Origin of the sequence: Streptococcus sp. E29BA, assembly GCF_041807805.1 — a bacterium.
In the GTDB taxonomy this organism is placed as follows: domain Bacteria; phylum Bacillota; class Bacilli; order Lactobacillales; family Streptococcaceae; genus Streptococcus; species Streptococcus entericus.
Map to the genome: position 1 here is coordinate 1 of NZ_JBGTZA010000048.1, position 9,544 is coordinate 9,544.

Annotated in this window: 9 protein-coding genes, 6 tRNA genes and 3 pseudogenes; 8 read left to right on the forward strand and 10 right to left on the reverse strand. The window is 45.0% G+C overall.

Translation table 11 applies throughout. From position 1 onward, the window contains the following. The 6 genes and pseudogenes from ACERC8_RS09120 to pgk all read left to right on the forward strand — a co-directional run. Positions 1–146 (forward strand): annotated as a pseudogene (locus tag ACERC8_RS09120) (IS3 family transposase); the annotation flags it as partial. Between the two features lie 280 nt (positions 147–426). Further along, the gene (lepA, locus tag ACERC8_RS09125) at positions 427–2,256 is read left to right on the forward strand and encodes a translation elongation factor 4 (RefSeq protein WP_373659581.1); all 1,830 of its coding nucleotides are present in this window, start codon (positions 427–429) and stop codon (positions 2,254–2,256) included. Positions 2,257–2,391: 135 nt separating this feature from the next. Continuing rightward, a complete protein-coding gene (locus tag ACERC8_RS09130) occupies positions 2,392–2,745 on the forward strand; it encodes a DUF6054 family protein (protein WP_373659582.1) in 354 nt (117 codons plus the stop codon). A gap of 203 nt (positions 2,746–2,948) precedes the next feature. Further along, positions 2,949–3,230 carry an autorepressor SdpR family transcription factor gene (locus tag ACERC8_RS09135; RefSeq protein ID WP_373659583.1) on the forward strand — a complete coding sequence of 94 codons (282 nt, stop codon included), beginning with the start codon at positions 2,949–2,951 and terminating at the stop codon, positions 3,228–3,230. Continuing rightward, positions 3,214–3,840 carry a DUF1648 domain-containing protein gene (locus ACERC8_RS09140; protein ID WP_373659584.1) on the forward strand — a complete coding sequence of 209 codons (627 nt, stop codon included), beginning with the start codon at positions 3,214–3,216 and terminating at the stop codon, positions 3,838–3,840. The genes ACERC8_RS09135 and ACERC8_RS09140 overlap by 17 nt, the downstream gene beginning before the upstream one ends. 250 nt (positions 3,841–4,090) lie before the next feature. Then, positions 4,091–5,287, forward strand: a complete 1,197-nt coding sequence (pgk, locus tag ACERC8_RS09145) for a phosphoglycerate kinase (protein WP_373659586.1) — start codon at positions 4,091–4,093, stop codon at positions 5,285–5,287. 93 nt (positions 5,288–5,380) lie between these two features. Here the strand turns inward: pgk and ACERC8_RS09150 are convergent, their stop codons facing one another. From ACERC8_RS09150 to hisS, 4 genes are all read right to left on the reverse strand, one after another. Continuing rightward, complete coding sequence (locus ACERC8_RS09150; protein ID WP_373659587.1) at positions 5,381–5,671, reverse strand: hypothetical protein; 291 nt, start codon at positions 5,669–5,671, stop codon at positions 5,381–5,383. Between the two features lie 586 nt (positions 5,672–6,257). Then, on the reverse strand, positions 6,258–6,791 hold the full coding sequence (locus tag ACERC8_RS09155) for a CvpA family protein (RefSeq protein ID WP_373659588.1): 534 nt from the start codon (positions 6,789–6,791) through the stop codon (positions 6,258–6,260). Continuing rightward, positions 6,788–7,087 (reverse strand): cell division protein ZapA, encoded by a 300-nt coding sequence (gene zapA, locus ACERC8_RS09160; protein ID WP_018368495.1) that lies wholly within the window; start codon positions 7,085–7,087, stop codon positions 6,788–6,790. The genes ACERC8_RS09155 and zapA overlap by 4 nt, the downstream gene beginning before the upstream one ends. 9 nt (positions 7,088–7,096) lie before the next feature. Next, the gene (gene hisS, locus ACERC8_RS09165) at positions 7,097–8,374 is read right to left on the reverse strand and encodes a histidine--tRNA ligase (protein ID WP_373659589.1); all 1,278 of its coding nucleotides are present in this window, start codon (positions 8,372–8,374) and stop codon (positions 7,097–7,099) included. 209 nt (positions 8,375–8,583) lie between these two features. Between hisS and ACERC8_RS09170 the strand changes: the two are divergent. Further along, a pseudogene (locus ACERC8_RS09170) lies at positions 8,584–8,730 on the forward strand (ISL3 family transposase); the annotation flags it as partial. Further along, positions 8,723–8,910, forward strand: a pseudogene (locus tag ACERC8_RS09175) (transposase); the annotation flags it as partial. The pseudogenes ACERC8_RS09170 and ACERC8_RS09175, both read left to right, overlap by 8 nt. 120 nt (positions 8,911–9,030) lie before the next feature. Here ACERC8_RS09175 and ACERC8_RS09180 read toward each other — a convergent pair. From ACERC8_RS09180 to ACERC8_RS09205, 6 genes are all read right to left on the reverse strand, one after another. Then, positions 9,031–9,114 (reverse strand) — tRNA-Leu (locus ACERC8_RS09180). An 11-nt stretch (positions 9,115–9,125) separates the two neighbouring features. Then, positions 9,126–9,197, reverse strand: a tRNA-Gln gene (locus ACERC8_RS09185). Positions 9,198–9,207: 10 nt separating this feature from the next. Then, a tRNA-His gene (locus ACERC8_RS09190) sits at positions 9,208–9,280 on the reverse strand. A 12-nt stretch (positions 9,281–9,292) separates the two neighbouring features. Continuing rightward, positions 9,293–9,363, reverse strand: a tRNA-Trp gene (locus ACERC8_RS09195). Between the two features lie 7 nt (positions 9,364–9,370). Then, positions 9,371–9,451, reverse strand: a tRNA-Tyr gene (locus ACERC8_RS09200). Between the two features lie 17 nt (positions 9,452–9,468). Beyond that, a tRNA-Phe gene (locus ACERC8_RS09205) sits at positions 9,469–9,541 on the reverse strand. Between the last annotated feature and the right edge of the window lie 3 nt (positions 9,542–9,544).

Sequence of the window (9,544 nt, forward strand, 5' to 3'; positions counted from 1 at the left end):
TACTACAAAGCCACTGAGCCAGTATCTGAAGCGGAGCTTGAAGCAAAGGTGAAACAGATTTTCCGTGAGAGCAAATCAGATACGGTGCACGAAAAATCAAGAAATGCCTAGAAGCGCAAGGGATGCTAGTGTCTCGTCGTCGCATTCACGGTAGTCTCGATTACCAAACACCTATGGTTAAGCGAGTTATCGCTTAACAAAAACACTTTATAAAAATTGTACAGAAAAGGGGTGCCTTTTCAGATGATTGTCTTAAATAGCTGAGGTTTTGTGGTAGGCAATCGTCCTCTTCTCATATTAGGAATTCTCCTTTTTTCTTATTTTGCTCTCACATCTAATGCAAGGCCATAGAAAATTAAACAACAAACTCCTCAAGATGCTCAAAATTTGCTATAATAGAGGGCAAACGAAAAATAAGGATTTTGTATGACTATTGAAGATTTGAAAAAACGTCAGGAGAAGATTCGGAACTTCTCCATCATTGCCCACATTGACCACGGTAAGTCAACACTGGCTGACCGGATTTTAGAGAAGACCGAGACGGTTTCCAGCCGTGAGATGCAGGCCCAGCTCCTTGATAGCATGGATTTGGAGCGTGAGCGGGGTATTACCATCAAACTCAACGCTGTCCAGCTGAACTACACTGCTAAAGATGGTGAGACCTACACCTTTCATTTGATTGATACACCCGGGCACGTGGACTTTACCTATGAAGTCTCTCGTTCCTTGGCGGCCTGTGAGGGGGCGATTTTGGTCGTGGATGCGGCACAGGGAATTGAAGCACAGACTCTTGCTAATGTTTACTTGGCCTTGGATAATGATCTGGAAATCCTGCCCATTATCAACAAGATTGACCTGCCTGCGGCAGATCCTGAGCGGGTGCGTGGGGAGATTGAGGATGTCATCGGTCTGGACGCTTCTGAAGCTGTCTTGGCTTCTGCCAAGGCGGGTATCGGTATCGAGGAAATCTTGGAGCAAATCGTTGAAAAAGTTCCAGCGCCAACTGGCGATGTGACCGCCCCGCTTCAAGCCTTGATTTTTGACTCCGTCTATGACCCTTACCGTGGGGTTATCTTGCAGGTACGGGTGGTCAATGGTATGGTCAAGCCGGGCGACACCATCCAGCTCATGAGCAATGGCAAGACCTTTGACGTGACTGAAGTCGGTATCTTCACCCCTAAAGCGGTCGGTCGAGAGGTTCTGGCAACTGGTGATGTTGGCTATATCGCAGCTTCTATCAAGACCGTGGCAGACACCCGGGTCGGCGATACCGTAACTCTATCTAGTCAGCCAGCAGCAGAGCCCTTGGCAGGTTATAAGCAGATGAACCCCATGGTCTTTGCAGGGATTTACCCGATTGAGTCCAACAAATACAACGACCTCCGTGAGGCTTTGGAGAAACTCCAGCTCAATGATGCCAGTCTGCAATTTGAACCAGAAACATCGCAAGCACTTGGTTTTGGCTTCCGCTGTGGTTTCTTGGGGCTACTTCACATGGATGTTATTCAAGAGCGATTGGAGCGGGAATTTAACATTGACCTGATCATGACCGCACCGTCGGTGGTCTACCATGTCAACACGACAGACGGTGAGATGATTGAAGTGGCAAACCCATCTGAGTTTCCAGACCCGACCCGTGTCCAATCCATCGAAGAGCCGTATGTCAAGGCCCAAATCATGGTGCCCCAGGAATATGTCGGGGCTGTCATGGAGCTGGCTCAACGCAAGCGTGGCGACTTCGTCACCATGGACTACATTGACGACAACCGTGTCAATGTCATCTATCAGATTCCGCTGGCAGAGATTGTCTTTGACTTCTTTGACAAGCTCAAATCGTCCACTCGTGGTTATGCCAGCTTTGACTATGAGATTTCCGAGTATCGTACCTCTAAGCTGGTCAAGATGGATATTCTTCTCAATGGCGACAAGGTCGATGCCCTCAGCTTTATTGTCCACAAGGAATTTGCCTACGAACGTGGGAAAATCATCGTGGAAAAGCTCAAGAAAATCATCCCACGCCAGCAGTTTGAAGTGCCGATTCAAGCGGCCATCGGTCAGAAAATCGTGGCTCGTAGCGACATCAAGGCCCTGCGTAAGAATGTCCTTGCTAAGTGTTATGGCGGTGACGTGTCCCGTAAACGCAAGCTTCTTGAGAAACAAAAGGCCGGTAAGAAGCGCATGAAGGCGATTGGCTCGGTCGAAGTCCCACAAGAAGCTTTCCTCAGCGTCCTGTCTATGGATGAGGAAAACAAATGAGGTTTGTTTTCTCTAGTTGCCTAAAAACTGGAGAGTGACTCGAAGAACTCGTCGTAATCTCTAATACATCGCCCCTCAAGTCAGCCGTGCCTTTGCCCTTACAGAAAAACAATAGCAATAACAGGAGGATACCTCATGGGAGAACGCTTAAACAGACTAGTTTTGCAAACAACCGAGAAGCCACAAGCTATCTTTGACCGCCTAGTGACGGAGGTAAACGCTGATCTGGCGGAAGTTGTCAAACATGACCTTGGAAGTCAACAGGTCGTGCTCGCCGTCTTTGAAAAGTTCTATTTTCGAGTCGAGAGTTATGTGAGTGTTACCTTACACCTGACATCTTCTGCGGGCTGGGTTGTGGCAGATGTTATTGGCTCAGGTGGCGGAGGCGGTTTTCTCAACATCTCTTGGGGAGCCAATAGTGACTTTGCCTCATTGTTCACAGACGCTTTGAGAAAGCAAGGCTTTGAGTGGTTGAATACAGAAAAATAGAAAAGGAGGTTAGGGCAATAGTCCTAGCCTCCTAATTTATCAGGCGTTATCCAACTGCTGGACACAATTTAATGAGTTCGATTGACTATTATCTCCTCCCATCTCCATTATTTAGAAAAATATCGAAATAATGCTGAACAGATACATCCGAAAGTGCTATACTTTATTTAGAAATATTTCTAAATAAAAATCAGGAGGTCATGATGGGCTTATCAGAAACACTTAAAGCACTCGCAGCGCCTATTCGTCGACAGATACTGGACAGCTTAAAAGCGGGACCAAAGTCTGCTGGTGAGATTGGTGAGCTCTTTGATGTGACAGGGGCAACTGTCTCTCATCATTTAACAGTCTTGAAAAAGGCAGGGCTGATTTTAGAAGAGCGAGAAAAAACATACATCTACTACCGCCTCAATGTGACGGTTTTTGAGGAAGTCTTGGTGTGGATTGCTGGATTTGGAGGAGAAGAACATGATGAACGTGATTAAGAAAATTGATTGGACAGTTGTCGCTATTGGGTTAGGGTTGTGCTTGCTGCCCTTGGTCTTGGGGCAGGTCTTTTGGGCGGATTTACCAGATAAATTCGCCACACACGTCTCTTTGGATGGGCAGGTCAATGGTGTGACCGATAAGAGCTGGATTTTACTGGGGCAACCGCTCCTTTTGGCAGGTATCTATCTGGTGCTGTCTATCATCTTGGGCAGTCTTGGCATCGGGGAGCAGCCTGTCATCAGAGCTTTTAAGTTGGGAAGTGCTCTGCTGATCACCATCTTGCAGACCGCTCTGCTATTTTTCAACCTTGGCTGGGACATAGACATGAGAAAAGTAGCGGTCCTCATCGTCGCCATCGGCTGGCTCTTAGTGGGCAACTACGGTACAAAAGAAGGGCCGCATCAGCAGAAAAAGCTAGAACAAACAGCAGTGTCCCTTGTCCTCCGCAAACAAACCTCTTATCTCTTTGTCAGAGCGGGTCTAGTCTTGCTACTCAGTCTGCTCTTTCCTATCCAACTTTCTTTTGTGCTTTTATTGTTAGTGACTTTTGGGGCAATTTGTTGGTTCATTTATGCCAGTTCCCTTAGCCATAGCCTTAAGAAGTAAGATACTGCTGAACATCGAAAAATCAACCAGTGTCACAACTATAGCACTCAGGCTGCCTCAGCCTAAGGCTTTGACATTTCTCTTGGTCAATCGTTTCTTGCCATTCATCTATGTCCACTAGCTGAGCAAGTCAGTCTACTTTTCTTTCGGGTATTGAAGAAAATAAGATGTTTTTCACAAATTTTTGAGAAAAAAATATCAGAATATGCTATACTAGAGAGGTAAAAAATATTTAAGGAGTTTATCCAAAATGGCTAAATTAACTGTTAAAGATGTTGAGCTTAAGGGCAAAAAAGTCCTCGTTCGTGTGGACTTCAATGTGCCTTTGAAAGATGGCGTGATTACAAATGACAACCGTATCACTGCCGCTCTTCCAACTATCAAGTATATCCTTGAGCAAGGCGGACGTGCCATCCTCTTCTCTCACCTTGGTCGTGTCAAAGAAGAAACGGACAAAGAAGGCAAATCATTGGCACCAGTTGCTAAGGCACTTGGTGAAAAACTGGGTCAAGAGGTTATCTTCCCAGGTGCTACTCGTGGTGAAGCCTTGGAAGCAGCTATCAATGCTTTGGAAGATGGTCAAGTGCTCTTGGTCGAAAATACTCGTTTTGAAGATGTGGACGGCAAGAAAGAATCTAAAAACGACCCTGAACTTGGTCAATACTGGGCATCACTTGGTGATGGCATCTTTGTAAACGATGCTTTCGGTACAGCTCACCGTGCGCATGCTTCAAACGTTGGTATTTCTGCTAACGTTGAAAAGGCTGTTGCTGGCTTTCTCTTGGAAAACGAAATTGCCTACATCCAAGAAGCGGTTGAAAGCCCAGTTCGTCCATTTGTCGCAATCCTTGGTGGTTCAAAAGTATCTGACAAGATCGGCGTGATTGAAAACTTGCTAGAAAAAGCAGACAAGGTCCTTATCGGTGGCGGTATGACCTACACCTTCTACAAGGCACAAGGCATTGAAATCGGTAACTCATTGGTCGAAGAAGACAAACTTGATGTTGCTAAGGCCCTTCTTGAAAAAGCCAACGGTAAACTCATCTTGCCAGTTGACTCGAAAGAAGCCAACGCCTTTGCAGGTTACGATGTGGTGCGTGACACCGAAGGCGAAGCTGTTTCAGAAGGTTTCCTTGGACTCGACATCGGTCCTAAGTCTATTGCGAAGTTTGAAGCTGAGCTTGAAGGTGCGAAAACAGTCGTTTGGAACGGTCCTATGGGTGTCTTTGAAAACCCTGACTTCCAAGCAGGTACCATCGGTGTCATGGACGCTATCGTGAAGCAACCAGAAGTGAAATCCATCATCGGTGGTGGTGACTCAGCAGCAGCAGCCATCAACCTTGGTCGTGCAGATAAGTTCTCATGGATTAGTACGGGCGGCGGTGCCTCAATGGAGCTTTTGGAAGGTAAAGTTCTTCCAGGTTTGTCAGCATTGACTGAAAAATAAGTAACCACATATTCGCGACGAAAAGAGATGTGTAAACAGCTCTTTTCTAGTGCCATCCCTAGATGTTCTCCGATACGGAGTGAGGTTAGAACATCAGGGTAGGTAAAGGTAAAGTATTGCCAGGTCTTTCTGCTTTGACAGAAAAATAAGATTTAGTTCGTTTATCTCGACAAAATCCTGATTTTGTCGAAAAAAGAGCAACATCGAAATATTAACAAAAGGGTGGTTAAACCACCCTTTTGAGTTAGTGAAAATAGTTGCGACGCGGTCGTGGTGCATCAATGGAACTCTTGAAAGGTACAGTTCTTCCAGGTTTGTCAGCATTACTGAAAAATAATTTTGTGATGAAAAACCTTGGTTCCCCAAGGTTTTTTGAATAGCCATAGCTGTTCTCCGAAATGACGTGAGGTCATCAAGTCTCAGGCAAGTAATTGGTAAATACAAAAAAGGCGCTGGTATAGCGTCTTTTTCTGTGAAAAATCTAGGAAATTTGTATCCAGGAAACAAATCTAAAGGCTCTAGTCAAAAAAGTTGAAAAACTGACGGTTATAAGTGACAATATTTTTTTATTTTGATTGCCATTAATTCTCATTATTGGTCAAACTAATGGTATCTTCTTGAGAAATTATTGTATTATCTAGAAACATAATATCGATTTCATCTTCTTCTGTATCTAAGAATAGCTGAATTTCTGCATTCAAACTTAAAATTTCACCAATAAGAATTCGTCATCTCTTAAGTTCCTCCAATTCTGAGTATGGAACTCTCAACACAGGCAAACCACTTACTAAATTCTGTCGTATATCACTAATAGATTTTTGTGTATATAATCTTATCAGTTTAATCAAAGCAACCTGGTTTTCTAACGGTAAAACTTTCAATAATACTACATGCATATCCAGTTATATCAACTTACTATCAAGATTTTATTTGTCTCAGATTAGAACCCAAGCTTCGTCAGAAGACCATCTCACCCTACCCAAAGTTGATTCAATACATCTGATAAAATAGGAACATTGATCAGCAGAGAGATAATCGGATTGCTCGTTAACAGGCTCTGCACTTGGTCAAACGGTACCGTAGCAAACAGACGAAGAGCCATTGACCAAAACACCACAGTCATAAAAACAGATAACGCACCGCTAATCATATTAAATCGAGTTGTATCTAACTTCCAAAGCGGAAAAAAATAAAGAAAAACAGCTAGTAAGCGTAGGACAAAATAGCTGGCTAGTGTCAACGCTAAAAAAGCAGTACCTGCGTAAAACACCTTGTCCATTTCAAAGATGCTGACCTGAGGAAAATAGGTTAGCACTTTTTCTTCGACAGCCTGTGTATAGGGAACCCAAAAAGTTAAGAGCCCTGCTAGAGGCTTGTAATACGTCTTCGCAACAAGTATTGATACTACCAGAGCTATTAAGAGGTAGGTTTGCTTGACCAGACCTCTGCTATAACCCAGGTAAAACTGCCAAGCCAAGGCTATTATCATCAGTAAAGTTATCATTGGCTATCCTCAAATAAGCTAGTTTGATTCGTGGATTGTTCAGAAGCATAGCGTAAACGATCCAATTCAGCAGCCAACTCAGCCATCTCTTTCTCCCGACCCAACTGGACAGACAGGGTGTTGATGGCTAATAGCAGAGCAAGCGTCTCGTCATCTGCTTTTGGCAGTTTTGACTTGATGGCATCATATTTTTCCCTCGCAAGACGCTCTACCTCTTCCATATAAAGATTATCTTTATCAGTGGTTAAGGTTAGGGTTTTCTGCCCAAAAGTGAATTTGTATCGGTTTTTGGTCATCTCTTTCTCCTAGCTTAATTTGTCTAAAATCCCAGTCATATCTGTTCGCAGTTGGTTAAAAGTAACCTGCATCTCCTGGCGGCTTTGGTTATTCTTGATCGTAACAACCTCTGTGTCAACCTCTGTGTCTCCGAGGGTCAAAATCAACTTAGCACCAAGGCTGTCCGCTGATTTAAACTGAGCCTTAAGCTTACGGCCAAGGACATCTCGCTCGGCTGAGAAGCCTTGCTTGCGAATGGTCTGTACCAGCTCCAAAGCTTTGCTATTGGCCGCAGCCCCTAACACCGCGATATAAACATCCAGGCGAGGCGTCATATCAGGCAGCAAATCTTGCTTGTCCAGAATCAGCAGCAGACGCTCCATACCAAGACCAAAGCCAAAGGCTGGCGTGGCAGGACCACCGAAATACTCGACCAAGCCATCGTAACGACCACCCGCACAGACAGTCAACTCATTGCCCTCCAGCGGGGTGATAAATTCAAAAATAGTATGGTTGTAGTAATCAAGCCCTCGTACCATCTTGGTATCAATGACATAAGGGATGCCAAGTGCTTCCAGCATTTCCCGAACGGCATCAAAGTGAGCCTGGCTATCCTCATCCAGATAGTCTAGGATAGATGGCGCTTTTTCCACAGCCAACTTGTCCTCTTTCTCCTTGCTGTCCAGTACCCGTAGAGGATTTTCTGCCAAACGGCGCTGGCTATCCTTGGACAGCTGGTCTTTGAGGGGGGTTAGGTAGTCAATCAGGGCTTGGCGATAGGCTGCCCGACTAGCTGGTGTCCCCAGTGTATTCAGGTGCAAGGTGACATTGGCAATGCCCAGTTTAGTAAAAAGATGATAGGCCATAGCGATGGTTTCTACATCGGTAGCAGGATTGCTAGAACCAAAGGCCTCTACCCCAATCTGGTGGAACTGGCGAAGTCGTCCTGCCTGCGGCCGCTCATAGCGAAACATGGGACCCATATAGTAAAGTTTGACGGGCTTTTGCACTTCTGGGGCAAAGAGCTTGTTTTCTACATACGAGCGGACAACAGGAGCTGTCCCTTCTGGGCGAAGCGTGATATGACGATCGCCCTTGTCATAGAAATCATACATTTCCTTGGTCACGATGTCGGTCGTATCCCCAACGGAGCGACTGATAACCTCGTAATGCTCAAACATGGGTGTGCGGATTTCAGCGTAATTGTACTGGGCAAAAAGCTCTCGTACCAAACCTTCCACATACTGCCATCGAGCACTTTCTTTAGATAAAATGTCTTGGGTTCCTTTTGGTTTTTGAAGTAACATATTTCATTCCTTTGCTATTCTGTTCCTTCTATTGTACCATAAATGATGTGTATTTTTCTAAAAATTAAAGCTCTTTACAAGTTAAGTGGCTCTATAAGACTGTAGTGGGTAAATCCACCATGGAGATTATAGAGCCTTTTGAGTGTAGAAAAAAAGTTTCATATGACCTACAATGAAAAGTGCTTAAACAACTCATTAGAAAGACACATATGGAACAGTTCAATTTTATCACAAACCTACTCGGAATTAAAGACCCTAATATCACTATTTTGGAGGTTGTGGAGGCTGGGAGTCACAAAGAGGTCATCGCTAAACTTGATTACCCTGCTCCAAAATGCCAACATTGCCAGGGACAAGATTGTCAATGCCCTGTAACTGCCCTACTCTAACGCCAAGATTGAAGCAACCAACAACATCATCAAGGTTATTAAGCGCAACGCCTTTGGTGTCAGAAATTTTGAAAAGATAGAACTCGCATTTTCATTGACATAAACATAAAACGAGAGAAGACAAGAACTGTCCTCTCTCGGTGTTAAGTGGGTCAACCCACTACAGTTGACAAAGAGCCATTTTTTGGCAACTTGAAAAAGAGCAATAGAAAAGATAAAACAAAAGACAAGGCTTAGAAATCTTGTCTTTTCAACTACATTAAGCTATACCGGCGGCCGGGGTCGAACCGGCACGTCCGTGAGGACACTGGATTTTGAGTCCAGCGCGTCTGCCAATTCCGCCACGCCGGCTTAATGATGAACTGGGGTAGCTGGATTCGAACCAACGAGTGACGGAGTCAAAGTCCGTTGCCTTACCGCTTGGCTATACCCCAATAAGAAATAGGCGAGTGAGGGGAATCGAACCCCCGAATGCCAGAGCCACAATCTGGTGCGTTAACCACTTCGCCACACCCGCCATAGGTGCTTACACGGGCAGTAGGAATTGAACCCACACTGAAGGTTTTGGAGACCTTAGTTCTACCTTTAAACTATGCCCGTAAAAGGATGGAGAGAGAGGGATTCGAACCCCCGAACCCGAAGGAGCGGATTTACAGTCCGCCGCGTTTAGCCTCTTCGCTATCTCTCCGAGATTTTTAATTGTAATGGCGCGAGACGGAATCGAACCGCCGACACATGGAGCTTCAATCCATTGCTCTACCAACTGAGCTACCGAGCCTTA